Source organism: Paeniglutamicibacter sp. NPDC012692 (assembly GCF_042901625.1).
Classification (GTDB): domain Bacteria; phylum Actinomycetota; class Actinomycetes; order Actinomycetales; family Micrococcaceae; genus Paeniglutamicibacter.
This window is the reverse complement of the sequence record NZ_JBIBDE010000001.1, coordinates 1,159,685-1,183,962: the sequence shown is the minus strand read 5'-3', so window position 1 is coordinate 1,183,962 and position 24,278 is coordinate 1,159,685. Positions and strand designations below refer to the sequence as shown.

Below are 24,278 nucleotides of genomic sequence, written 5' to 3'. Positions count from 1 at the left end.
CGGGCGGAGGGTGGCCGCGAGCGTGCACAATGGAAGCATGTCATCCCCACTTGGTGCTTCCCAGACCCACTCGAACTCGCTCGGTTTGCCGCGCGGCGAACTCCTGGGGCGTTACGACTCCTACCTCGACGCGCAGAAGATCGTCGACTACCTGGCCGACAACGACTTCCCGGTCAGCAACATCACGATCGTGGGCAACGACCTCAAGAGCGTCGAGCGCGTCACGGCCAAGCTCAGCTACCCGAAGGTCGCGGCCGCCGGTGCGGCGCAGGGCGCCATGTTCGGCGTGTTCGTGGGCCTGATCCTGTCGATCTTCAACCCGGCCAGCGACGCGTGGGCGCAGATCCTGTCCTCGGTGGGCCTGGGCATCGCGATCTGGCTGATCGTGGCCGTGGTGGGCTATTCCTTCCGCCGCGGCAAGCGCGACTTCGCCTCCCAGTCCCAGGTGCTGGCCACCAGCTACGACGTGGTCGTCGACTTCTCGCACGCCCACGCCGCCCGTGCGCTGGCGTCCAAGCTGCCGATGAGCCGCGGCGCCGCCGACGCCGGGGTCGGCATCCACGCGGTCCCGGTGCAGCCGCCCGCCCCGGCCCAGCCACAGGCCCCGGCCGTGCCTGGCGCCGGGCAGGCCCCTGCCGCGCCGGCCGCCCCGGTCCCGTCTGGCAGCTACTCCGACCTTCCCGACGGCCGCCCGCAGTTCGGCATCCGGGTCCAGCCAGTTGCCACCGCCGCCCCGGTGGCCCCCGCAACCCAGGCACCGGAGGCTCCCGTAGCCGCTTCCGCAGCGGTCGCCGCCCAGCCGCACGTCGCTCCGGAGTCCGTGACCCCGGAGGCAACCGTCCCTCGGACACCTGCCCCCGAAGCCCGCGCGGCCGATGCCGCGGCACCCGCCGAGGGGCAGGCCGCAGCGACCGAAACCGCCGTTGAGGATGCGAAGGCCCCGTCCACCGACAACGATGCAGACGGTGAAACCAACCGAGAAGACGGACCGCGCCACTAGCCCGGCCGCTTAACCGCAGACGGCCCGGGTCTTTCCCGCTCTCCAAGGAGATGCAGGGAAGGACCCGGGCCGTTTTTGTGCCGTGTGCGCCGGTGCGGCGCCCGACATCGGGAGCGGCACCGGCACGGGCGGCTAGCTGTTGCGGATCTCCGCCATCCAGGCCTCGACGGCCTCCGGGGTGCGCGGCAGCGCGGCCGAGAGGTTCACGCAGCCATCGGCCGTGATCAACACGTCGTCCTCGATGCGCACGCCGATGCCGCGGTATTCCTCCGGCACGGCGAGGTCCTCGTTCTTGAAGTACAGGCCGGGCTCGATGGTGAAGACCATGCCCTCCTCCAGCACGCCGTCCAGGTACAGCTCGGCCTTGGCCTGCGCGCAGTCGTGCACGTCGAGGCCCAGGTGGTGGCTGGTGCCGTGCGGCATCCAGCGGCGGTGCTGCTGGCCCTCCGGCGACAGCGCCTCCTCCAGGGACACGGGCAGCAGGCCCCAGGCGTCGAGGTTCTCGGCGAGCACCTTGATGGCAGCGCCGTGCAGGTCGCGGAACTTGGTGCCGGGCTTGGCCACGGCGAACGCGGCGTCGGCCGCATCGAGCACCGCCTGGTAGATCTTGCGCTGCACGTCGGTGTAGGTGCCGTTGACCGGCAGGGTGCGGGTGACGTCGGCGGTGTAGAGCGACTCGGCCTCTACGCCGGCATCGAGCAGCAGCAGCTCGCCGTCGTTGACGGTGCCGTTGTTGTTGATCCAGTGCAGGACCGTGGCGTTGTTGCCGGAAGCCGCGATGGTGTCGTAACCCAGGTCGTTGCCCTCCTCGCGGGCGCGGGCGAAGAAGGCGCCCTCGACGACGCGCTCGCCGCGCGGGTGGGTGACGGCGCGTTCCAGGGAGCGGACCACGTCGTGGAAGCCGTTGATGGTCGCCGCCACTGACTTCTTCATCTCGCCGATTTCCCAGGCGTCCTTCACCAGGCGGATCTCGGAAAGGGCCTCGGTGAGCTCGCCGTCCAGCGAGTCGGAGACCTCCAGGTCCACGCCGGTGTTGATGCGGGAGGTGTCGACCAGCGCGTCGCAGTTCATGTCGACGTCGCGCAGCAGGCGGATGCGCATGCCGCCGAGCTCGACGACGCCGGCGTTCTTGGTGATCGCAACCTCGAGCTGCGTCAGGTCGGCGGTGGGCAGGCCCAGGCGTGCCTGCAGCAGGCCCAGGGTGGGGCGGGGGCCGATCCAGAATTCGCCGGTGCGGGCGTTGGAGTAGAACTCCTCGGTGTCGCGTCCGGCCATAGGGGAGAAGTAGAGCGTGGCGTTGTGGTTGGAGGCGTTGTCGCCGGCGCCCTGGTCGGTCGGCTCCATGACCAGGACCGCGTCGGGTTCGTGGTCAAGGCCCAGGCCGGTCAGGTGGGCGAAGCCCGAGTGCGGGCGGAAGCGGTAGTCGGTGTCGTTCGAGCGGACCTTCAGCGGGCCCGCGGGAATGACCAGGCGTTCGCCGGGGAACCGCGCGGAGACCGCGGCGCGGCGGGCGGCCGCGTACGGGGCAACCTCGTCGGCGCCGGGAAGCTCGGAGGTGTCTGGGGCCCAGGAGGACGCCATGAAGGTCTTGAAGGCCTCGGAGGACGGGCGCTGCGAACGGTTGTTCACGCGCTCCTCGAGGGGCTGGTCGCTGCCGGTGGTGGTGGTTGCATCAGTGCTCATGGTTCCAATCGTCTCAAAGCGCGGCGACTTGTGCCAAGGCGCTATGCGCTGGGCGGAGCCGGGTGTGCGAAAGATCGCCCGCCGCCGTGGCCTGTGGTGTTCGTCGGCGGAGGAAGCGCCGGGCCCAAACCACACCGATGCGCGGGCAAGGACTACGCTGGGTGCTATGCGGATCGATCTTCACACACACTCACACATTTCCGACGGGACCGAGTCTCCCGCCGACCTGGTCAGCGCGGCCGCCGCCGCGGGGCTCGATGTGGTGGCGTTGACCGACCACGACCAGACCTCCGGCTGGGCGGACGCTTCCGCACGGGCCCTGGAAATCGGCATCGGGCTGGTCCCGGGCATGGAGATCTCCTGCAAGACCGACCGCGGCATCAGCGTGCACCTGCTCAGCTACCTGCACGACCCGGCGCACCTCGGGCTGCTCGAGGAGATCGAGAAGGCCCGCGATGCGCGCATCACTCGCGCACGCCGCATGGTCGAACTGCTCGCCGAGGACTACCCGGTGGACTGGGAGCTGGTCTCCAAGCACTCGGTGCCCGGAGCCACGATCGGCCGCCCGCACATCGCCGACGCGCTGGTCACAGCGGGGGTGGTGCGCACCCGCACGGAGGCGTTCGCCCAGGTGCTCACCGCGCGCTCCCGGTACTACGTGGGCCACTACGCCATGGACCCGGTGACCGCGGTGCGACTGGTGCGCGAGGCCGGCGGCGTGCCGGTCTTCGCCCACCCCGTGGCCTCCGAGCGCGGTCGCATCGTCGGGGACGAAACCTTCGAGGAGATGATCGAGGCGGGGCTGCTCGGCCTGGAGATCGACCACCGGGACAATCCCGAGGAGGGCCGCAAGTACCTTCGGGCGCTCGCCGAACGGCACGACCTGATTGTCACGGGTTCCTCGGACTACCACGGCAGGGGAAAGCCGAACGTGCTGGGGGAGAACACCACCGCACCGGAGATGCTGCGGCGCATCCTGGCCGCCGGTACCGGCAGCAGCGCCGTCGGGATGCCAGACGTCGTTTAGCCTCCCGCAGCGGGGATCACCCAACGCAAAATGCCTCCAACCCATCGCGCTGCTGCGGGATGGGTTGGAGACATTTCCATGTGGCCTGTCCTGCCGGGCCGGGCGGCCTAGGCCGGCGGGGATTCGAGCAGGCTAGCACCGGGGATGCGCGCGCTCATCACCGAGATCGACTGCGGGTTCTCATCCACGCAGACAAAACGGCGGCCCGTCGCCGCGGCCACGGCACCCGTGGTGCCCGAGCCGGCGAAGAAGTCCAGCACCCAGTCGCCCTCGCGGGAGCTCGCGTTGATGATGCGGCGCAGGATGCCCTCCGGCTTCTGCGTGGGGTAGCCGGTCTTTTCCTTGCCGGTCGGCGAGACGATGGTGTGCCACCAGACATCGGTGGGCAGCTTGCCGCGCTCGCGCTTTTCCGCCGTGACAAGACCGGGGGCCATATACGGCTCGCGGTCGACCTCGGCCGAGTCGAAGTGGTAGGCCTTCGGGTTCTTCACGTAGACAAGGATGTTGTCGTGCTTGGCCGGCCAGCGGCTCTTGGCGCGCGCTCCGTAGTCGTACGCCCAGATGATCTCGTTGAGGAACGACTCGCGGCCGAAGATCGCATCGAGCATGACCTTGGCGTAGTGCACCTCGCGGTAGTCCAGGTGCACGTACAGGGTGCCGTCGTCGGCCAGCAGCCGCCAGGCCTCGCGCAGGCGCGGCTCCAGGAAGGACCAGTAGTCGTCGAACGCGTCGTCGTAGCTGTGCAGGTCCCCGCGCAGCGTGGAGTAGCTGCGGCCCTGGAAGCCGATGCGGTCGCCCTCGCCCTCGGCCGCGCGCACGGCCTTGAGCACCTGGCGCTTTTGGGTGCGCCCGGTGTTGAACGGGGGATCGACGTAGATCAGCGTGAAGGACCCGTCGGGCAGCGTCGGCAGGAACGTCGCGTTCTCCGCGTGGACGATCAGGTTGGGCCCCTCCGGGTCCCAGGCCTGCACCGATGAGGGACCGGCGGGCCCGCCGGCAACCTGTTCGGTTGCCTGCACGGGCCCGTCGGGGGTGTTAAGACGGCTCACCGATCTACTCGGAGTCGGTCTTGTTCACTACTTCGCCGTTGCGGCGACGGGTGCGGCTGCGGTTGGGACGCGTGCGTGCCGGGCGTTCGGTGCGCTCGGCACCCTCGCCGGCGGGTGCCTCGGCCTCCGTGGCCGCCTTGGGCTCGTGGTGGTGGCGCTCGCCCTCGCGTGCCGGGCGGTCCGCACGGCCGTGCGAGTGGCCGTGGCGGCCGCCGCGCTCGGAGCCGCGTTCACCGCGTTCCGCGCCGCGCTCGCCACGCCGCGGGGCGCCGCCGCGCGGGCTGTTCTTCTTGCCGGTCTCGCCCAGGTCCTCGAGCTTTTCCCCGGCCAGGCCCTCGAGCTTGCGGGCGCTGCGCGGCAGGCGGCCCTTGGTGCCGGCGGGGATGTGCAGGTCGGCGAACAGGTGCGGCGAGGAGGAGTAGGTTTCCACCGGCTCGGTGACATCCAGGCCCAGCGCCTTGTTGATCAGGCCCCAGCGGGGAACGTCTTCCCAGTCGACGAAGGTCACCGCGGTGCCCTTGTTGCCGGCGCGGCCGGTGCGGCCGACGCGGTGGAGGTAGGTCTTCTCGTCCTCCGGGCACTGCAGGTTGATCACGTGGGTGACGTCGTCCACGTCGATGCCGCGGGCCGCGACGTCGGTGGCGACGAGCACGTCGACCTTGCCGTTGCGGAAGGCGCGCAGCGCCTGCTCGCGGGCACCCTGGCCCAGGTCGCCGTGGATGGCGCCGGCGGCGAATCCGCGATCGACCAGCTCGTCGGTCAGCTTGGCCGCCGAGCGCTTGGTCTTGGTGAAGATGATGCAGCGTCCGCGGCCCTCGGCCTGCAGGATGCGGGCGACGACCTCGTCCTTGTCCAGCTGGTGGGCGCGGTAGATGACCTGGCGGATGTCCTTCTTGGTGATGGAGTCATCGTCGTTGTCGGCGGCGCGGATGTGCGTCGGCTTGGTCATGTAGCGGCGGGCCATCGCGATGACGGCGCCGGGCATGGTGGCGGAGAAGAGCATGGTCTGGCGCACGGCCGGGGTGGCCGCCAGCAGGGTCTCGACGTCCGGCAGGAAGCCGAGGTCAAGCATTTCGTCGGCCTCGTCGAGGATGACGATGCGCACGTTCTTCAGGCTCAGGTGCTTCTGCTTGTAGAGGTCGATCAGGCGCCCGGGGGTGCCCACGACGATCTCGACGCCGCTGTTGAGCTGCTCGATCTGCGGCTCGTAGGCGCGGCCGCCGTAGATGGTGGCGATGCGCGCGTTGCGGAACTTGGAGGCCTTGTCCATGTCGGCGGCGACCTGGACGGCCAGTTCGCGGGTCGGGGCGACGATCAGTGCCTGCGGGGCACCGGGGACCGGGAGCTTGTCGTAGCCCTCGTCGTCCGGGCCGATGACGCGCTGCAGCGCCGGGATGCCGAAGCCGAAGGTCTTGCCGGTGCCGGTCTTGGCCTGGCCGATGATGTCGTGGCCGCCCAGGGCGACCGGAAGGGTCATGGCCTGGATCGGGAACGGGTGGGTGATGCCGGCCGCGGCGAGCGATTCGACGATGTCGGAGCGGACCCCGTAGTCGGCGAAGGACTGCTCCGGCAGTTCGTGGGGCTTTTCGTCGGTGGACAGCGACTCTTCGATGTCGACGGCTTCCGACGCGGAGTCGGCGGTAAGCAGGTGTTCAGTGTTCAAGACAGGGTTCTCATTCGTTTAGGCACCGTGCTTGGGGTGCTCGACGACCCTTGAAAAGTCCGGAAAAGACCAGGGGTCGGAGTCCACCACATGGCGGTGATTCCAGCGGAGCCGATCGCAGGCTGTGCATCGCAGCCAGGCTTTTGTGGCTGCGTGGGCGCAGGAGTCGCTGGGTAATCCCGCTAAAAAACTTGTTCAAGATACGCGACCGGGCATCCTTGTATACCCCCCAAGCATATCCCGCACCCGTTCCGATCCCGGCATTCGGCTCACCCGATGCACCCGGGACGGCGCAAGGCGCCGCACCGGGTGCATCGGGCGTCCACCTAGGGTCCGACGATCCTGAAGAGCACCGTGCGGGTCACCAAATCCGCGGTGACAAGCTCGACCTCGACCTGTTGCCCGGCCGGGGCGGACCCCTCGAAGGGCGCAGTGACGGCGGGGGAAACCAACTGCAGGGTGCCGCGCTGCTTGTGCCCGTTGGCGCCGTTCGATCCGTTCGATCCGTTCGATCCGTTGGTCCCGTTCGGCTGGGTGGAACCCGGCGCCGCGGCGCCCGCGGCGGGCACGGTGCCGGTCAGCGTGACGGCCGTGAACCTTTCGCCCACCCGGTGGGCGAGCGACGCCGCCTCGACGGTGTCGATCGCGGCGCGCTCGACCTTGTTCACCAGCTGGTTGGAGGAGCCCATCAGCTTCGGGAGCAGGGGCAGGACCTCGCGGACCGCCGCGGGAACCTCCTGCCCGCGTGTCGCGTACGAGCACACCAGCAGGGAGAACCTGTCGACCAGCCTGCGCAGCGGCGCGGTGGTGTGCGCGTAGGGCGCACCGATGGCCGCCTGCTCCAGGTCGGCGGGGACCTCCCCGTCAAGCACCGTGTAGGTGGCGCCGCGGAACAGGCTCGCCGCATGGTGCATCAGCGCCAGCTGCCCGGCGTCATTGAGGTCCAGCGAGCGCAGGAACTCCCCGTAGGGCTGGTCCGTGCTCCATGGGGCGCCCAGCGTGGCGGCCTGCAGCCTGAACACCTCAAGGTCCTTGGGCAGCGGCGCGGGCATGGTGCGCAGGATGCCGACCTTCGCCCCGATCATCAACCGGGCGGCCTCCATCCCCGTCAACAGGGAGATCTGGGCGTTCCAGTCCTCGACCGGCAGCGGCGCTTCGGCCCGCAGCACGTAGGTGCCGTCGATGCATTCGACCTCCTGGGCGGGGATGCGCAGGCTGGCGCCGCCGCGCTCGCGTTCCAGCTCGATGCGCTTGAGCCCGATCTCGCGCAGCAACCCCAGCATTTCGGACGCCGTCCCCGCGTCGAGCTGCTGCTGCACGCCGACGTAGCTGAGTTTTGCCCGGCTGCGCACGATGGCGCGTTCCAGGGCGGTGTTGGTGACGACCCCGCGTCCATCGAGGGTGAATGACCACAGGTAGGCGCTGCGGTCCTGGTCCGGCAGCAGCGAACCGGCATCCTCGGAGATCGATTCGGGGTGGAGCGAGATCCTGCGGTGCGGAAGATAAACGGTCTGTCCGCGCAGCCTGGTCTCGCCGTCCAGCTGCCCGCCCAGGCTCACAAAGCCCGGCACATCGGCAATCGCATAGTGCACCAGGTAGCCGTCGGCGGCACGCGAGAGGTGCACCGCCTGGTCCAGGTCCGTGGATTCCGCGGGGTCGATCGTCACGAATTCGATGTCGCGCCTGTCCGTCGGCGGGAACTCGAAGTTGCCGATGGCCCGGGCCGCCTCCTCGAGCACCGCGGAGGGGAAAACGGTGCGCAGCTCGAATTCGGTCTCCAGGGCAACCAGTGCCTGGGCCAGGGCTGTACTTTGTGCGTCGGGCGTTAGCCCGAGGATGTTGTGGCTCACAACGACAGCATAACCACAGTGCCGCCGCAGCGGCCCCAACTGTTGCGCGTTTGGCACCCCGAGTAGGCTGAACGCATGAGCAATCCTTCCGCAATCCCCGCCCGGCGGGACGCCGCCCAGGACGAGATGGCGCTGCTGGGCCTGATCGCCTACCAGGAGCTGACGGCCTTCGAACACCTTTCCTCCGACGCCAGGTTCTCGCCGACCCTCGTGGACCGGGAGACGCTGGCCAGGCTTGCGGTCACCGAGTTCGGGCACTACGAGCTCATCCGGGAGATCATCGCCTCGCGCGGAATGGACGCCCAGGAGGTCATGGAACCGTTCATGTCTTCGCTCGACGAGATGCACGAGCGCACCAAGCCGGGGGACTGGTACGAATCGCTGACCAAGGCGTACGTGATCGACGGCGTTGCTGCCGACTTCTACTCGTACATCGCCTCCGAGCTCACCGAGGAGTCCCGCTCGGTGGTCCAAAGCGTGAAGACCTCCGACGCCAACACCGTGTGGCTGAGGGACCGCTTGCAGCTGGCCATCTCCGACCGCCCGGAGCGGGCCTCGCGTCTGGCCCTGTGGGGACGCCGGCTGCTTGGTGAGGCGCTCACCCAGGCCCGCGAGATCGGGGAACAGTACGACTACTGGGGTTCCCTGGAGGAGCGCGGGGACCGCGGGCAGACGATGACGGCGCTCTTCGCCCGGCTCGTCGAAAACCACTCCCGCCGCATGAGCAAACTGGGCATGACGGCCTAGGCGCCGCCACCCGGCAACCGAACCACTTTCAAGAGCCAAAGGAACGACGATGGATTCACCTCAACACGTCCTGGATGGATACGAGATCGCCCGCGCGCTGAAGGAACTTCCGTCGTGGCGCGAGCGCATGGGAACGCTGGTGTGCGCGTGGTCGTTCGCGACCTCCCGGGAGGCGGTGGATTTCCTGGCGATCGTCGCTGAGGCGGCCGAGCACCTGGGCCACCACCCCGATGTCGACTGGCGGTGGAACACCATCTTCCTGACCACCACCTCGCACGACGTCGGCGGGGAGGTCACGCCGCGCGACATCGAGCTGGCCACGTTGCTGGAATTCGCCGCCGCCGATTCCGGGGCCATTGCCGTCCCGCACCGGCACCAGGACGTGACCCTGGCCATCGACGCCCAGGACCCCGCGAAACTCGAGGCCTTCTGGTCCGCGACGATGGGCTACCGCAAGGGCCGGGACGGCGACCTCGTGGATCCGGAGCGCCGCAACCCGCCGCTGTGGTTCCAGGAAACCCCAACGCCAAACGCCAACAGGTTCCACATCGACAAACTGGTCGCTCGTTCGGAATTCGATGCCGCCCGCGAGAAAATGCTTCCGGTGGCAGGCGAGGGCGACTCGACCCACGCGCCGAGCTGGGTGGTGTACACGGACCCCGACGGGAATCGCATGTGCCTGTGTGCCGAGCCCGAGGTCCCCGGCGAGACCTTCGACGCGTAGCAGCGTCCCCGCACACGGCTTAAGAGCAAAGGGCGCCGGGTCCGCACTCCATCTGGAATGCGGACCCGGCGCCCCGGGCTTAATCGAGACTAGTGCGCGAAGCCCACGCGGCGGGATTCCTCCACGCCGATCTCAACGTAGGCGATGCCCGCGACGGGAACCAGCATGAGGCGGCCCTTGGAATCGGTGAGGCGCAATTCTCCGCCGGCGCTCAGGGCGTCCGAGACACGCTGGGCCAACTCTTCCGCGTTTTCGGCAGACTCGATTACGATCTCGCGGGCAACATTCTGAATTCCAATGCGAACGTCCATGGTGGCCTTCCTGGTTTTTGCGTACGTCGGTGCCCACTGACACCGAGAAACTTCTGATCCGAACTTACTTCAGGATTCTTTGGGGAAGCGACCGATTCCGCGCCAAGCTAAACGCGAGACCAATTTGCTGGCCTCCTCCATGCTCACTTCATCGCGCAGATCCACCCAGTAACGTGCCGACACCTGTGCCATCCCGGCCAGGGCACGGCCCATGAGCACCGCCTGGCCAGGGGGGAGGTTGGTGTCCTCGGCGATGATCTCGGCGATGCCAAGGGCGAACTTGGCGTTGAACGCCTCAATGCGCCCGCCGATCTCCTCGTCGTTGAGCAGGTCGGATTCGAAAATGAGCCGGAACGCCTGGGAATCGCGGGCGATGAACTCGTAGTACGCGTGGATTGTGGCCCGCACGCGCAGCTTGTTGTCGTTGGTCGAGGTCATCGCCTGCTGCAGCAATGCACTGAACTCATCCATGTGCTGGTCCAGCAGCGCAATGTAGAGCTCGCGCTTGCCGGGGAAGTGCTGGTAGAGCACGGGCTTGGAGACTTCGGCGACTTCGGCGATTTCATCCATCGAGGCACCGTGGAAACCGTGGGAGACGAATACCTGGTGCGCGGCCTGCAACAGCTGGCGGCGGCGGGCCTCGCGCGGCATCCGCTGCGTACGAACGCCACGGCTGGGGGGAGTGGTCACATCGGCCCTTTCGAGGTGCAGTCCGCTGTCGGATGCGGCGGACTCTCGTGCAAGTCTACTCTCGGGTAACGAAGTGGAAAGAGTACCGCACTGCCGCCTCTGCGGGGCTATGGTGTTTCCATGGAACCCAACGAGCCGACAACCATTTCAGCCGGCACGTCCCCGGCACGCCGGCCGGGGCCGAGGCCCGGGCCGCTCGTGGAGCCCGGATCCGAACTCGATGCCGAGGAACGGATGCGCTATTCGCGGCAGATCATCATCCCGGAGATCGGGATGGTCGGCCAGCGCCGCCTCAAGAACGCCAAGGTCCTGGTCATCGGCGCCGGGGGACTCGGATCGCCCGCCCTGCTCTATCTTGCCGCCGCCGGCGTCGGAACCATCGGGATCATCGACGACGACGTGGTCGACGTCAGCAACCTGCAACGCCAGGTCATCCACGCCATGTCTTCGGTCGGCCGGCTCAAGACCGAATCGGCAGCCGACCGCATCCGCGAGCTGAATCCGCTGGTCACCGTGAACCTGCATTCCCACCGTCTGGATGTAGAGAACGTCCTGGAACTGTTTGCCCAGTACGACGTCATTCTTGACGGCACCGACAACTTCGCCACCAGGTACCTGGTCAATGACGCGGCGGCGTTGTGCGGCAAACCCTACGTGTGGGGTTCCATCCTGCGCTTCGACGGCCAGGTCAGCGTGTTTTGGGACAAGTTCGGGCCGAACTACCGGGACCTCTACCCCACGCCGCCGCCGGCCGGAACCGTTCCCTCGTGTTCAGAGGGCGGGGTCTTCGGCGTCTTGTGCGCCCAGGTGGGTTCCGTCATGGTTGCCGAAACCATCAAGCTGATCACCGGCGTGGGGGAGTCGCTCCTGGGCAGGTTGCTGGTCCTGGACTCGCTGGACATGCGTTGGAGCGAAGTCCGGTTGGAACCGGATCCGGGCGCGCCCGAAATCAAGGAGCTGTTGCCCAGCTACGAGGCCTTCTGCGCCGGCCCCGCAGGGAACTCCTCGGCGGAGGGCCTGGAAGGCCCTGCAGTCGTCAGCGCACCGGAACTTGCCGCGCTGCTGGACGAGCGTGCGGCGGGGACGAGGGATTTCCTCCTCGTGGATGTTCGAGAGCCCGGCGAACACGAAATAGTCGCGATTCCCGGTTCCGTTCTGGCTCCCCGCGGTGCGGTTCTCTCGGGTGAAATCACCTTGCCCATGGATTTGGAAATCATTCTTCATTGCAAATCCGGGGGTCGTTCGGCCGAAGTCTTGCGGTTCCTGCGCGGCGAGGGGTATCCGGAGGTTCGGCATCTGGAGGGCGGGATTCTGGCCTGGATCCGCGACGTCGATACGACGCTTCCTGCCTACTGAGGCCGCAAGTCGGGGCTTCCCGTGTGGGGTTCCCGATAGTGGAAAGAATTGTGCATAGAAATAATGCAAAACGAATAAAGTTCACATAGTCTGAGGTGAACATACTGAAGTGTTGCTCTGTGGGGAGGGCACTGAGGTTAAGGTTCACCATGAAAGTTCTTTTACTTGCACTTGTGAGTTTATTGGCGCTCTCACCGGCCCCCTTTGCGGCCCAAAGCATCAATGCACTGCCCACCCCGCCGGAAATATCCCGGCAAATGAGCGGCGACGCCCACGGCTCCGGTCGGGATGCCGTGCAGGCAGGCGAACCGGGCGAGGTGCAGCTTGCCGGGAAAAGCTCGGTCACCTCCTCCAAGCCACGGTTCGTGACGACCGGATCCATCACGCCGCGATCCGGCAAAAGCAGCGGTGCGCGGCTCGGTTCCGCATCCAAGGGGTACGCCGTGTGGGGGACGGGCAAGACTTCCGCGGGACACACCCAAATCAAGTTCTTCGGCAAGAACGCGTGGGTGAAATCCAACCAGCTCAAGCGCGTGGCCGCTGCCAACTACACCACCACGCGAGGCACAAAGCTCCGCGCCCAAGCGGCAGCCGGCAAGACGCTCGCGACGTTGCCCGGCGACTACACCGTGGGAACCCTCACCGACGCCCACAAGAACAAGTGGATCCAGGTCCAGTACCAGGGGAAGACCGGTTGGGTCGACTCCCGGAACCTCAAGGGCGCGTCGTTGAGCGCGGCCGCAGGCGCGGGAAAGAAGTCTTATTCAGATGCTGCCTGGTCCAAGAAGGTCCAGCAAAACATCGCCAAGTACTGCCCGTCGATTCCGGTGCGAGTCAGCAAGACCAAGGGCGAGTACTACGCGGAATCAATCCCGCGACGCATCACGCTCAGTCGAGTCGGCAACAACGACCCGGACGCGGCAAACATCAAGGCCGTCGCCCTGCATGAATGCGCGCACATCCTCCAGTTCACGGTCTACCCTTCGGGGTTCGCAAAGCTGACGGCATTTGCCGACCGCATCAATCCACGTCGTGACGGTCGCGGGATCGAACACCTGGCCGACTGCATGAGCGACAAGATGGGTGCCAAGCGGACGGGCACGCTGCCCAACGGCAACAGCTACATCGCCGGTTACCGTGGCAAGTGCACCTCCGCCCAGAACCAGGCTGCCAGCGCCCTGCTGGCGGGCAAGCGGCCCGCCGGGGTATAGCCCCGCAGGCGCCGGAACCTGAAAGGGGCCGGCGACGCCACAAGCCGCATACGCAAAGACACCGTGGGAGCCAACCCGATGATGGGTTGGCTCCCACGGTGTCTTTGCACGTGCTGCCGGGAATCCGCCCGGGCGGCCGGAACGCCACGGCAGTGCGGCGCTCGGAGCGATGTGGAGGGTGTCTAGCCGACCTGGCGCAGGGGTTCGCCGGCGGCGGGCTCCCCGGAGGCGCCGGCGGGGCAGACGCCCTTGGACGCAGGTGCCGCAGGCAGCTCGATCTCGAGGCCGTAGAGGGTCTCGAGGGCGTCGATGTAGTCACCGGCACGGCCCTCGGCCGCGAGTTCGCGGGCGCGTACCGTCGGCACGTGCAGCAGCTGGCGCATCATGCGCCGCATTGCGAATTCGACCTCCTCGGCCGCGGCGGTGCAGCCGTGCTGGGCACGGACCTTCTCCACCTCGGCCTCGAGCACGGACTGGGTGTGCCTGCGCAGTGCGACGATCGCGGCGTCGGCGGCACGTTCACGCTGCTCGAGCGCGAAGGCGTGGGTCGCGTCCTGCACGATTTCGCGCGCCTGGTGCAGTGCCTGGGCCTGTTCGTCGGGGGCCGCCATGCGCACGGACTCGAGGTTGACCAGATCCACGCCGGGCAGCTGGCCAAGGCTCGGGTCGAAGTCGTTGGTCAGTGCCAGGTCGATGGCGATCAGCGCGCGGTCGCCGCGGTCCAGCGCCGCGATGTCGTCGCGCATCAGGCGGTGGTCCGAGCCGCTGCAGCCGATCAGGATGTCGGCGGTCGCGAGGGCTTCCTCGAGGGATTCCTCGTCGAGGGCGGTGCCCCCGCGGGTCGAGACGAAGGCCTCGGCTCGGCCGGAGGCGGAGAACACCGAGATGTTGTGCGCCTTGCGCTCGCGCAACAGCGACATGGTGGCCCCGGCGTAGGCGCCGGTGCCGAAGATGACGATGTTCTTGGTCTCCCACGACGGGTCGATGCTCAGGTCGGTGGCCAGGTCCAGCGCCACGGAGACCACCGAGAGGCCTCGCGAACCCAGTGCCGTGCGCGACCCGACTTCCTTGGCGGTGCGCGATGCGGTCTGGAAGAGGCGGACCAGCGAACCCGTGGCGGTGCCGGAGGCCTGAGCCTCGTTCAGGGCGCGGCGGACCTGTCCGGCGATTTCGCGTTCCCCGATGACGGCCGAATCCAGGCCGGCACCCACGGAGAAGAGGTGGGAGACGACGTCGGACTCCGTCTTGGAGATCAGCGCCGTCGAGACGGTTTCCTCACTCAGCCCGGTGCTGGCGGCGATCTGGGTGATCACCGAAGAGCGGGCGGCGGGAACGTCCTCGGAACGCGGGACTTCGCAGTAGATTTCGTAGCGGTTGCAGGTGGCAAGCGTGATGGCACCGGCGACGGGGCTGGCGGAAGCGAGCACGACGGAAGCGACCTGGGAGGCGTCGGCGCTGATCTTTGCCACGGTCTCGAGGTCGATGTCTGAATGAGAGGCAACGAGAGATAGTAAAACCACAGTGCCTCCAATAGTAGCGCTTCTACTGCGCGTAGAAAACTGAGTATTGATCGGTTTCAATATGGTCCGGGGCACGTTTGTTCGCCCGGGGCGTGCGGATTACGATTCGGCGCAACAACTTGGCACAATCATGATTATGACGTTGAGCCAGAACCACCCGATGATGGACGGTCGCACCGCCGAGTCGCCGTTGATTTCCGCCTACCGGGGCAAGACCCCAAGCCGCCGCCCCGTATGGTTTATGCGCCAGGCCGGCCGCTCGCTGCCCGAGTACCGCAAGCTGCGCGAGGGCACGCAGATGCTCGAATCGTGCCTGCGCCCGGACATGGCGTCCGAAATCACCCTGCAGCCGGTGCGCCGCCACGGCGTCGACGCCGGAATCTTCTTCTCCGACATCGTCATCCCGCTGAAGCTCGCGGGCGTCGAGGTCGACATCGTCCCGGGCGTCGGCCCGGTGCTGGCCTCGCCGGTGCGCACCGCCGCGGACGTGCGCGCGCTGCCCAAGATGGACGACGCCGCCCTTGACCCGATCCGCGAGGCCGTGGCGATGACCGTCGAGCAGCTGGGCAACACCCCGCTGATCGGCTTTGCCGGCGCCCCCTTCACCGTCGCCGCGTACATGGTCGAGGGGCGCCCGTCCCGCGACCACCTGGGCCCGCGCACCATGATGCACGCCGAGCCGGGTGTCTGGGAGGAGCTGGCCAACTGGGCGGCCGATGCCTCCGGCGCGTTCCTGCGCGCGCAGATCGAGGCCGGCGCCTCCGCCGGGCAGCTCTTCGACTCCTGGGCCGGTTCGCTCTCGCTGGCGGACTACACCAACTTCGTGGCACCGTCCTCCGCCCGCGCCCTGGACGCGGTGCGCGACCTGGACGTGCCGCTGGTGCACTTCGGCACCGGCACCTCCGAGCTGCTTGGCGCCATGCGCAACGTGGGCGTCGACGTCATGGGCGTCGACTACCGCCTGCCGCTGGACGAGGCGAACCGCCGACTGGGCGGGGACATCCCGCTGCAGGGCAACATCGACCCGGCGCTGCTCGAGGCGCCGTGGGAGGTGCTCGAGGCACACGTGCGCGAGGTGCTCGCCGCCGGCGACAGCGCCCCGGGCCACGTGGCCAACCTCGGCCACGGCGTGCCGCCGGACACCAACCCGGAGACGCTGACCCGTGTGGTGGAACTCATCCACTCGATCGCCCCGATAGCACGTTAAGCTAGAAACACAGCCCGCATCCGCTTTCCCCGTTCCGGAAAACCCCGCAGCGACGCCCTTGGGCCGCGGCGGGAAGGGGCGGGGAAGGCGGAGGGGCAACCCCCGTCTCCAGGAAGAGATCATGCAGCCAGACGCACCAGAGCAGCCCGCCTCCAACGCCGCATCGGCGAGCCAGGAACCAGGCGCGGCGCCCAAGGCCAAGCGTGCACCCGTGGCATCGAACGCCGCGGCACACGCCATGCGCCTGCTGCATCGCGCCCGCGCGGGCGAGCACCGCTCCGCCGAGCCCAAGGCCCCGGCCGGGCCGCATGCGGCCGTCATCGGCGGCGGCATCGCCGGGCTGGTCGCGGCCCGCGAACTTGCCGGGAGCGGGCACGCGGTCACGGTCTACGAGGCCTCCGCGGAGTTCGGCGGCTGTGTGCGCGCCCACGAGGTCGCGGGCCTGGTGCTCGACGCCGGCGCCGAATCCTTCGCCACCCGCTCCACCGCGGTCGCCGACCTGCTGGCCGAACTCGGGCTGGGCGAGGACATCGTCACCCCGCAGCCCGGCGGCGCCTGGCTGTACCTCAAGCGCGGCAGCGAATCCGCAGCCCAGCCGCTGCCGGCCACCGGCATCCTGGGCATCCCCGGGGACCCGTGGGCCGAGGAGGTGCGCAGCGCCGTGGGACGCGCAGGAGCCCTGCGCGCGGCGGCGGACCTGATCACCCCGGTCTCCAGGAAGCTGCTGGAGGGCGAGCTCTCCCTCGGCGCGCTGGTGCGCTCCCGGATGGGCACCGCGGTGCTGGAAAACCTGGTCACGCCGGTGGTTTCCGGCGTGCACTCGGCCGACCCGGACGCCCTTGACGTCGACGCGATCGCCCCGGGCCTGCGCGCGGCGGTGCTCAAGCACGGTTCGCTGGCCAGGGCCGTGGCCGCCATGCGTGCGGCGGCCCCGGCGGGCTCCGCCGTTGCCTCGATCGTCGGCGGCATGAACAGGCTCACCGCGGCCCTGCTGAAGGACCTGCGCGCCGCGAACGTGGTGCTGCTGCCGGGGACGCCCGTCGCCTCGGTGCACCACAACGCCGGGGGCGAGGACCCGGCGCGGGCCTTCGAGCTGCGGCTTGCCGCCGGCACCAGGCCAGATGCCGAGGCCGGCGCCGAACCGGCCGAGCCCGCATACTTCTCCCGCGTGGTCATCGCGACCCCCGGCGAGATCGCCACGGACCTGCTGGCGGGCATCGACCCCGCATTCGCAGACCACCGCCCGGCCCCGGGCGCAGGAATCTCGCTGGTGACACTTGTCATAGACAAGCCCGAGCTCGACGACGCCCCGCGCGGCACCGGCCTGCTGGTCGCCCCGACCGTGGACACCGTCGGGGCGAAGGCGCTGACCCACGGCACGGCCAAGTGGCAGTGGCTGGGCGACGAGTCCGGGCCCGGCTCCCACGTGCTGCGCCTGTCCTACGGACGCCTGAACGACGTGGCCGGTTCGCTGGCCAACGCGGACGACGAGTCGCTGCGGGCCGCGGCGCTGCAGGACGCCTCCACCCTGCTGGGCCTGGACATCACGGCCGGCGACGTGCTGGGCTTCGACGTGGTGCGCTACTCGGGCGCGCTGCCGTTCGCGACGACGGGGCACGCGGCCCGGGTCGCCGCGATCCGCGAGCGCGCGGACGCGACCCCGGGACTCGAGGTCGTCGGCGCCTGGCTCTCGGGGACCGGGCTGGCGGCCGTGGTGGCCGACACCCGCAGGCGCCTGCGCATCAGCGCCAGCTAGCGCCGGACCGCAACAGACTTCCACGACAGACTTCAGACCAGAGAAGAAACAGCCTCTTCGCCTTCACGTGCGAAGAACCGCAGAGAAAGCAGAAGAATCATCATGAGTGCAGTTGAGAGCAATTCGCCAGTGATCCGCGACCGCGAGGCCGCGGGCGACGCCACGATGTACTACACCCTGTGGACCATCTTCAAGCGCGACTCCGACCTGGACCGCACCGAGGGCGTCGAGGCCTTCGACGCGCTGGTCGCGGAGCTCGCCGCCGAGGGCGTGACCGTGCGCGGCACCTACGACGTCTCGGGCATGCGCGAGGACGCCGACGTGATGATCTGGATGCACGGCGCCACCGCCGAGTCCCTGCAGGCCGCGCTGCGCAAGGTCCGCCGCTCGTTCCTCTTCGCCGAGACCTCGGTCGTCTACTCGACCATGGGCGTGCACCGCGAGGCCGAGTTCGCCAAGGACCACTCGCCGGCCTTCGCCCGCGGCGTCGCACCGGAAGCCTGGATGACCGTCTACCCGTTCGTGCGCACCAACGACTGGTACCTGCTCGACCCGAAGGACCGCGGAAAGATGCTGCGCGACCACGGCATCCTGGGCCGCGAGTTCCCGATGGTGCTTGCCAACACCGTCGCCGCCTTCTCCTTCAGCGACTACGAATGGCAGATCTGCCTCGAGGCCCCGGACATGATCGACCTCGTCGACATGATGCGCCACCTGCGCTACACCGAGGCCCGCAACCACGTGCGCGAGGAAACCCCGTTCTACACCGGCCGACGCATCTCCACCGCCGAGGTCGCCGAGGTCCTGCGATGAGCCAGGCCTTCGACCCGCGCGTCGGCTACGACGAGAACGGCGTAATGGCCCCCAAGGCCTACGACGCGATCCTGCTGGCATCCTTCGGCGGGCCCGAGGGACAGGACGACGTGATCCCGTTCCTGCGCAACGTCACCGCCGGCCGCGGCATCCCGGACGAGCGCCTCGAGGAGGTGTCCCACCACTACCGCAAGAACGGCGGCGTTTCGCCGATCAACGCGCAGAACCGCGCGCTGAAGGCTGCCCTTGAGGCCGAGCTGGCCGCCCGCGGCATCGACCTGCCGGTCTACTGGGGCAACCGCAACTGGGCGCCCTACATCCCGGAAACCGTCGAGCGGATGTACGCCGAGGGCCACCGCAAGGTGCTCATGCTCTCCACCAGCGCCTACTCCGGCTACTCGAGCTGCCGCCAGTACCGCGAGGACCTCGGCGAGGCCCTGCGCGACACCGGCCTCGAGGGCAAGCTCGAGGTGGACAAGGTGCGCCAGTACTTCGACACCCCCGCATTCGTCACCCCGTTCATGGACGGCCTGGCGGACTCGCTGGCCGACGTGCGCGAGCAGCTGGCGCAGGCCGGGAACCCGGAGGGCGAAATCAAGATCGTCTTCGTCACCCACTCCATCCCGACGTCCGACGCCGAGGCGGCGGGCCCGCGCGACCTCGTCGCAAACCTGGACACCGACCTCTACACGGCCCAGCACCTTGCCGTCGCCGACGCGATCCTCGCCGGCGTGCCCGCCGCGGCCGGGCTGGAGCACACGCTGGTCTTCCAGTCGCGCTCCGGCGCCCCGCACATCCCGTGGCTCGAGCCGGACATCAACGACGCCCTGGAGGAGTACAAGGCCGCCGGCGTTGCCGGCGTCGTGGTGGTGCCCATCGGCTTCGTCTCCGACCACATGGAGGTCCTCTGGGACCTGGACACCGAGGCGAAGGACACCTGCGCCGAGCTCGGCCTGGCCTTCCACCGCGTGCCCACCCCCGGGACCCACGCCAAGTTCATCTCCGGCATGATCGACCTGGTCAGCGAGCGTGTTGCCGGTGCCGACGGGAACGCGCTGAAGCCCGGCCGCGACTCGGTGGCCGCGCTGGGTCCGTGGTTCGACGTCTGCCGGCCCAACTGCTGCGCCAAGGTCATGCGCGACGGCACCGTCAAGCCGACCATCGCCGCCGTCGACTCCGAGGTCGGGGTGCCGTCGCCATGACCCAGGCACCCTTCCGCATCGGCACCCGCGGCTCCGCGCTGGCCACCACCCAGACCGGGCACGTGGCCGCGGAGCTCGAGGCGCTGGCCGGCATCGAGATCGAAACCGTCCTGGTCAAGACCGAGGGCGACGTGACCACCGGGCCGCTCTCACAGCTCGGCGGCACCGGCGTGTTCGCCGCGGCGCTGCGCCAGGCGCTGCTCACCGGCGCATGCGACCTGGCCGTGCACTCGCTCAAGGACCTGCCGACGACCCAGCCCGAGGGCCTGGTCATCGCCGCAACCCCCAAGCGCGCCGACGTGCGCGACGCGCTGTGCGCCCGCGACGGGCTGTTCCTGGCAGAGTTGCCCGAGGGCGCGACCGTCGGCACCGGCTCGCCGCGCCGCGCCGCCCAGCTGCTGGCCTTCCGCCCCGACCTGAAGATCGTCGACATCCGCGGCAACGTCGGCACCCGGCTGGGCCGGGTCAAGGGCTCGCCCGCGCAGGCCGACGACGGGGGGGTGGGGCGCACCGCCCAGGGCGACCTGGACGCGGTCATCCTGGCCGCGGCCGGTCTGGAGCGCCTGGGCCTGGAATCCCACATCACCGAGTACCTGGACCCGGAGATCATGCTCCCGGCTCCCGGGCAGGGCTCGCTGGCCGTCGAGGTCCGTGCCGCGGGCAGCTCGAACGCCGCGGTCGACGCGGCGCTTGCCACGCTCGACGACCACGACACCCGCCTGGCCGTCACCGCCGAACGCGCGCTGCTGGCCCGCCTGGAGGCCGGCTGCGCCGCGCCCATCGGCGCGCTGGCCCGCGTCTCGGGGGACACTCTGGTGCTCGACTCGGTGGCCTGCGCCCCCGACGGTTCGGACACCATGCGCCGTTCCGCGAACACCCGGGACCTCACGGTCGACGGGGCGTACGCCCTGGGCGTCGCCCTGGCCGAGCAGCTGCTGCGCGAGGGCGCGGCGGCGTTGGCGGGGCTCTAGCGGCCATGTCCATTCCCGGGGTGTTGGCGGGGCGCACCGTCCTGCTGCTGCGCAGCGCCGATCGGGCAGCCGCCACGATCGCCGCGCTGCGCGAGCGCGGGGCGCGCACCGCGCTGTGCCGGCTCATCGACTTCGAGCTGCCCGCCGACACCGCGGAACTGGATGCCGGCCTGCGCCGGCTGCTGGCCGGCGAGTTCGACTGGTGCGTGTTCACCTCCGTCAACACGCTCACCGCGCTGGCCCTGCGCGCCCGGGCCCTGGGCCTGGCACCGGCCATGCCGGCCGCCACCCGCATCGCCGTCGTCGGCGAGGCGACGGCGCGGGCCGTGCGCGAGCTCGGCGCGACCGTCGACTTCATGCCGGCGGCCGACCACTCGGCCCGCGGCATGCTCGCCGAATGGTGCGCCCTGCGTGCCGGCCCGGCGAGCGTGTTCATGCCGCAGGCGGACATCGCCTCCTCCACGCTGCGCGACGGGTTCGCCGCCCACGGGTGGGACGCGCACATCGTGGTCGCCTACAACACCGTTGCGGCGCCCGCGGACCCCGCCCGCGCGCTGGACCCTGCCGGCTCGAACCAAGCGGACGCGGACCTGCCGCCCGGCTGCCGATTGCTGGACGCCGCCGAGCTTGCGGCGGCCCTGCCCGGCATCGACGCGGTCTTCTTCACCTCCCCGAGCACGGTCGACCGTTTCCTGGCCGTGGCACCCGCACCGGGAGCCGCGCCGGACCTGGTCGCGATCGGGGACAGCACCGCGGCGCGCCTGCGCGAGCGCGGATTCGTCCCCGCCGCCGTCGCGGCCATGCCCACCCCCGCGGGCATGATCGCCGCCTGGGAAGCCGCGCTGGCGGCCTCCCGAAGCGGCTAGCGACCCGGCCGCCCGCGAACCTGAATTCCCAGAACTTGAACACCACCGAACGTGAACAACCCCGAGCTTCACAAGGAGCCAGAATGTCATTCCCGTCCCGCAGGCCCCGCCGCCTGCGCACCACCCCCGCCATGCGCCGACTCGCCGCCGAGCTGACCCTGGCCCCGCAGCAGCTGATCCTGCCCGCGTTCGTGCGCGAGGGCCTCACCGAGCCCAACCCGATCACCTCCATGCCCGGCGTCGTGCAGCACACCCTGGACACACTCAAGGCCGCCGCCGCGGAGGCCGTCGAGCTGGGCCTGGGCGGCATCATGCTCTTCGGCATCCCGGAGACCCGCGACGCCATGGGCAGCGCCGGCACCGACCCGAACGGCATCCTGAACCGCGGCATCGAGGCCGTGCGCGCGGAGGTCGGCGACGAGCTGGTCATCATGTCCGACGTCTGCCTGGACGAGTTCACCGACCACGGCCACTGCGGCGTGCTGGACGCCAAGGGCAACGTGGACAACGACGCCACGCTGGAGATCTACGGCCGCATGGCCGTCGCGCAGGCTGAGGCGGGCGCCCACATGCTCGGCCCCTCGGGCATGATGGACGGCCAGGTCGCAGTCATCCGCCAGGCCCTGGACGACGCCGGCCACCAGGACGTCTCGATCCTGGCCTACGCCGCCAAGTACGCCTCCGCGTTCTACGGCCCGTTCCGCGAGGCCGTCGACTCCCAGCTCAAGGGCGACCGCCGCACCTACCAGATGGACGCCGCCAACCGCCGTGAGGCGCTAATCGAGGTCGAGCTCGACCTGGCCGAGGGCGCCGACATGGTCATGGTCAAGCCGGCCATGAGCTACCTGGACGTGCTGGCCGACGTCGCCGCCATGTCCCCGGTCCCGGTCTCCGCCTACCAGATCTCCGGCGAGTACGCGATGATCGAGGCCGCCGCCGCCAACGGCTGGATCGACCGCCGCGCCGCCATCACCGAATCCGTCCTGGGTATCCGCCGCGCCGGTGCCGACACCGTGTTGACCTACTGGGCCAGTGAACTCGCCCAGTGGCTGAAAGAAGGAAAGTAATGACCAGCTCCGCAGAACTCTTCGCCACCGCCCAGAAGCTCATGCCCGGCGGGGTGAACTCCCCGGTGCGCGCCTTCGGCTCGGTCGGCGGCGTGCCCCCGTTCATGGTCGGTGCCAAGGGCGCCTACCTGACCGATGCCGACGGGAACTCCTACGTGGACCTGGTCTGCTCGTGGGGCCCGGCCCTGCTGGGCCACGCGCACCCGGCCATCCAGGACGCCGTGCACGCTGCCGTCGACCGCGGCCTGTCCTTCGGGGCCTCCACGCCCGACGAGGGCAAGCTCGCCGCCCTGGTGATGGGCCGCGTCGGCGGCGTCGAGCGCATGCGCATGGTCTCCACCGGCACCGAGGCGACCATGACCGCGGTGCGCCTGGCCCGCGGCTACACCGGCCGCGACCTGATCGTGAAGTTCGCCGGCTGCTACCACGGCCACCTCGACGGCCTGCTGGCCGCCGCCGGCTCCGGCCTGGCCACCCTGGCGCTGCCCGGCTCCGCCGGCGTCACCGCCGCGACCGCCGCCGAGACCCTGGTGCTGCCGTACAACGACCGCGAGGCGATCGCCGCCGCGTTCGCCGAGCACGGTGCCAACATCGCCGCCGTCATCACCGAATCGGCACCCTGCAACATGGGCGTCGTCACCCCGGAACCGGGCTTCAACAAGTTCCTGGCCGAGACCACCCGCGCCAACGGCGCGCTGCTGATCCTGGACGAGGTGCTCACCGGCTTCCGCGCCTCCGACGCCGGATACTGGGGCCTGACCGGCCGCACCGAGGGCTGGACCCCGGACCTCTACACCTTCGGCAAGGTCATCGGCGGCGGCCTGCCCACCGCCGCGCTCGGCGGCCGCGCCGAGGTCATGGACTACCTGGCCCCGCTGGGCCCGGTCTACCAGGCCGGCACGCTCTCGGGCAACCCGGTGGCCATGGCCGCCGGCATCGCCCAGCTGACCCACGCAACCCCGGAGGTCTACGCGCACATCGACGCGAAGTCACTGGAGCTGCAGGCCGCGCTGGCCTCCGCGCTGAACGACGCGGGCGTCGACCACTCGATCCAGCGCGCCGGCAACCTGTTCTCCGTCGCCTTCGGCACCTCGGAGCACGGCGTGCACAACTACGAGCAGGCGCAGGCGCAGGAAGCCTACCGCTACGCACCGTTCTTCCACTCGATGCTGGAGTCGGGCATCTACCTGCCGCCGAGCGTCTTCGAGGCCTGGTTCCTGTCCTCGGCCCACGACGACGAGGCCATGGACAAGATCTTCGCGGCGCTCCCGGCCGCGGCACGCGCCGCCGCCGCAGCGACCCCGGCGGTCTAGGTTCCGCAGGCTGATCGCCGCCGGTCGAACCTCGGCCCGGATGCTCCCCGTTTCCCCGCACACCGCCAAGGTGCGGCGGGAAAACGGGGAGCTTTTTGCGTTTCGCGGGCCGGCAAACGGGGCGGATCGTCCCCGCCGAACGGTTGGAGGGCCGCCGCCGGTGAGGTGTGGCTCACGTGGCTGGTCGGGGAGCGGGACGGCCTGGAACCCTTGGACCGGACGCCGGAACCCGCCCGATCCTCCGGTTATGAC

The 24,278-nt window shown here is 69.4% G+C and carries 21 protein-coding genes; 14 read left to right on the top strand and 7 right to left on the bottom strand.

What is annotated here, in order from left to right; genetic code table 11:
- Positions 1-37 precede the first annotated feature (37 nt).
- The gene (locus tag ACFY5D_RS05380; RefSeq protein WP_387526061.1) at positions 38-1,000 is read left to right on the top strand and encodes a general stress protein; all 963 of its coding nucleotides are present in this window, start codon (positions 38-40) and stop codon (positions 998-1,000) included.
- A 132-nt stretch (positions 1,001-1,132) separates the two neighbouring features.
- On the opposite strand, the gene ACFY5D_RS05375 is transcribed toward ACFY5D_RS05380, so the two are convergent.
- Positions 1,133-2,683, bottom strand: coding sequence for an aminopeptidase P family protein (locus ACFY5D_RS05375; RefSeq protein ID WP_387526058.1), 1,551 nt, complete (start codon positions 2,681-2,683; stop codon positions 1,133-1,135).
- Positions 2,684-2,849: 166 nt separating this feature from the next.
- On the opposite strand from ACFY5D_RS05375, the gene ACFY5D_RS05370 reads away from it, so the two are divergent.
- The gene (locus tag ACFY5D_RS05370) at positions 2,850-3,710 is read left to right on the top strand and encodes a PHP domain-containing protein (RefSeq protein WP_387526055.1); all 861 of its coding nucleotides are present in this window, start codon (positions 2,850-2,852) and stop codon (positions 3,708-3,710) included.
- A 107-nt stretch (positions 3,711-3,817) separates the two neighbouring features.
- Here the strand turns inward: ACFY5D_RS05370 and ACFY5D_RS05365 are convergent, their stop codons facing one another.
- From ACFY5D_RS05365 to ACFY5D_RS05355, 3 genes are all read right to left on the bottom strand, one after another.
- Positions 3,818-4,681 carry a DNA-methyltransferase gene (locus ACFY5D_RS05365; RefSeq protein ID WP_387527580.1) on the bottom strand — a complete coding sequence of 288 codons (864 nt, stop codon included), beginning with the start codon at positions 4,679-4,681 and terminating at the stop codon, positions 3,818-3,820.
- Between the two features lie 82 nt (positions 4,682-4,763).
- The gene (locus ACFY5D_RS05360; protein WP_387527577.1) at positions 4,764-6,407 is read right to left on the bottom strand and encodes a DEAD/DEAH box helicase; all 1,644 of its coding nucleotides are present in this window, start codon (positions 6,405-6,407) and stop codon (positions 4,764-4,766) included.
- 341 nt (positions 6,408-6,748) lie between these two features.
- A complete protein-coding gene (locus ACFY5D_RS05355) occupies positions 6,749-8,272 on the bottom strand; it encodes an RNB domain-containing ribonuclease (RefSeq protein WP_387526052.1) in 1,524 nt (507 codons plus the stop codon).
- 75 nt (positions 8,273-8,347) lie between these two features.
- Here ACFY5D_RS05355 and ACFY5D_RS05350 point away from each other — a divergent pair, with 75 nt between their 5' ends.
- A complete protein-coding gene (locus ACFY5D_RS05350; protein ID WP_387526048.1) occupies positions 8,348-9,019 on the top strand; it encodes a ferritin-like fold-containing protein in 672 nt (223 codons plus the stop codon).
- A gap of 49 nt (positions 9,020-9,068) precedes the next feature.
- Positions 9,069-9,743, top strand: coding sequence for a 4a-hydroxytetrahydrobiopterin dehydratase (locus ACFY5D_RS05345; RefSeq protein WP_387526045.1), 675 nt, complete (start codon positions 9,069-9,071; stop codon positions 9,741-9,743).
- Between the two features lie 89 nt (positions 9,744-9,832).
- Here ACFY5D_RS05345 and ACFY5D_RS05340 read toward each other — a convergent pair whose 3' ends face one another.
- A complete protein-coding gene (locus ACFY5D_RS05340; protein ID WP_387526042.1) occupies positions 9,833-10,054 on the bottom strand; it encodes a DUF3107 domain-containing protein in 222 nt (73 codons plus the stop codon).
- Between the two features lie 69 nt (positions 10,055-10,123).
- Positions 10,124-10,705 carry a TetR/AcrR family transcriptional regulator gene (locus tag ACFY5D_RS05335; RefSeq protein ID WP_387527574.1) on the bottom strand — a complete coding sequence of 194 codons (582 nt, stop codon included), beginning with the start codon at positions 10,703-10,705 and terminating at the stop codon, positions 10,124-10,126.
- 159 nt (positions 10,706-10,864) lie between these two features.
- On the opposite strand from ACFY5D_RS05335, the gene moeB reads away from it, so the two are divergent.
- Positions 10,865-12,100 (top strand): molybdopterin-synthase adenylyltransferase MoeB, encoded by a 1,236-nt coding sequence (gene moeB, locus ACFY5D_RS05330; RefSeq protein ID WP_387526039.1) that lies wholly within the window; start codon positions 10,865-10,867, stop codon positions 12,098-12,100.
- A gap of 257 nt (positions 12,101-12,357) precedes the next feature.
- The gene (locus ACFY5D_RS05325; RefSeq protein ID WP_387526036.1) at positions 12,358-13,311 is read left to right on the top strand and encodes an SH3 domain-containing protein; all 954 of its coding nucleotides are present in this window, start codon (positions 12,358-12,360) and stop codon (positions 13,309-13,311) included.
- Between the two features lie 182 nt (positions 13,312-13,493).
- Here ACFY5D_RS05325 and ACFY5D_RS05320 read toward each other — a convergent pair whose 3' ends face one another.
- Positions 13,494-14,831, bottom strand: a complete 1,338-nt coding sequence (locus tag ACFY5D_RS05320; RefSeq protein WP_387526033.1) for a glutamyl-tRNA reductase — start codon at positions 14,829-14,831, stop codon at positions 13,494-13,496.
- Positions 14,832-14,967: 136 nt separating this feature from the next.
- On the opposite strand from ACFY5D_RS05320, the gene hemE reads away from it, so the two are divergent.
- The 8 genes from hemE to hemL all read left to right on the top strand — a co-directional run bounded on the left by hemE (position 14,968) and on the right by hemL (position 24,026).
- Positions 14,968-16,038, top strand: coding sequence for a uroporphyrinogen decarboxylase (hemE, locus tag ACFY5D_RS05315; protein WP_387526030.1), 1,071 nt, complete (start codon positions 14,968-14,970; stop codon positions 16,036-16,038).
- A gap of 121 nt (positions 16,039-16,159) precedes the next feature.
- Positions 16,160-17,794, top strand: coding sequence for an FAD-dependent oxidoreductase (locus ACFY5D_RS05310; protein WP_387526027.1), 1,635 nt, complete (start codon positions 16,160-16,162; stop codon positions 17,792-17,794).
- Between the two features lie 102 nt (positions 17,795-17,896).
- Positions 17,897-18,607, top strand: a complete 711-nt coding sequence (gene hemQ, locus ACFY5D_RS05305; protein ID WP_387526024.1) for a hydrogen peroxide-dependent heme synthase — start codon at positions 17,897-17,899, stop codon at positions 18,605-18,607.
- Positions 18,604-19,809: a ferrochelatase gene (locus ACFY5D_RS05300; protein WP_387526022.1), complete on the top strand. Its 1,206-nt coding sequence runs from the start codon at positions 18,604-18,606 to the stop codon at positions 19,807-19,809. The genes hemQ and ACFY5D_RS05300 overlap by 4 nt, the downstream gene beginning before the upstream one ends.
- Positions 19,806-20,780 (top strand): hydroxymethylbilane synthase, encoded by a 975-nt coding sequence (gene hemC, locus ACFY5D_RS05295; protein WP_387526019.1) that lies wholly within the window; start codon positions 19,806-19,808, stop codon positions 20,778-20,780. Before ACFY5D_RS05300 ends, hemC begins: the two co-directional genes overlap by 4 nt.
- A 5-nt stretch (positions 20,781-20,785) precedes the next feature.
- Entirely contained in the window at positions 20,786-21,646 is an 861-nt protein-coding gene (locus tag ACFY5D_RS05290) for a uroporphyrinogen-III synthase (RefSeq protein WP_387526016.1), read from the top strand.
- A gap of 83 nt (positions 21,647-21,729) precedes the next feature.
- Positions 21,730-22,713 carry a porphobilinogen synthase gene (gene hemB, locus ACFY5D_RS05285; RefSeq protein WP_387526013.1) on the top strand — a complete coding sequence of 328 codons (984 nt, stop codon included), beginning with the start codon at positions 21,730-21,732 and terminating at the stop codon, positions 22,711-22,713.
- The gene (hemL, locus tag ACFY5D_RS05280) at positions 22,713-24,026 is read left to right on the top strand and encodes a glutamate-1-semialdehyde 2,1-aminomutase (RefSeq protein ID WP_387526010.1); all 1,314 of its coding nucleotides are present in this window, start codon (positions 22,713-22,715) and stop codon (positions 24,024-24,026) included. The genes hemB and hemL overlap by 1 nt, the downstream gene beginning before the upstream one ends.
- Positions 24,027-24,278 lie beyond the last annotated feature (252 nt).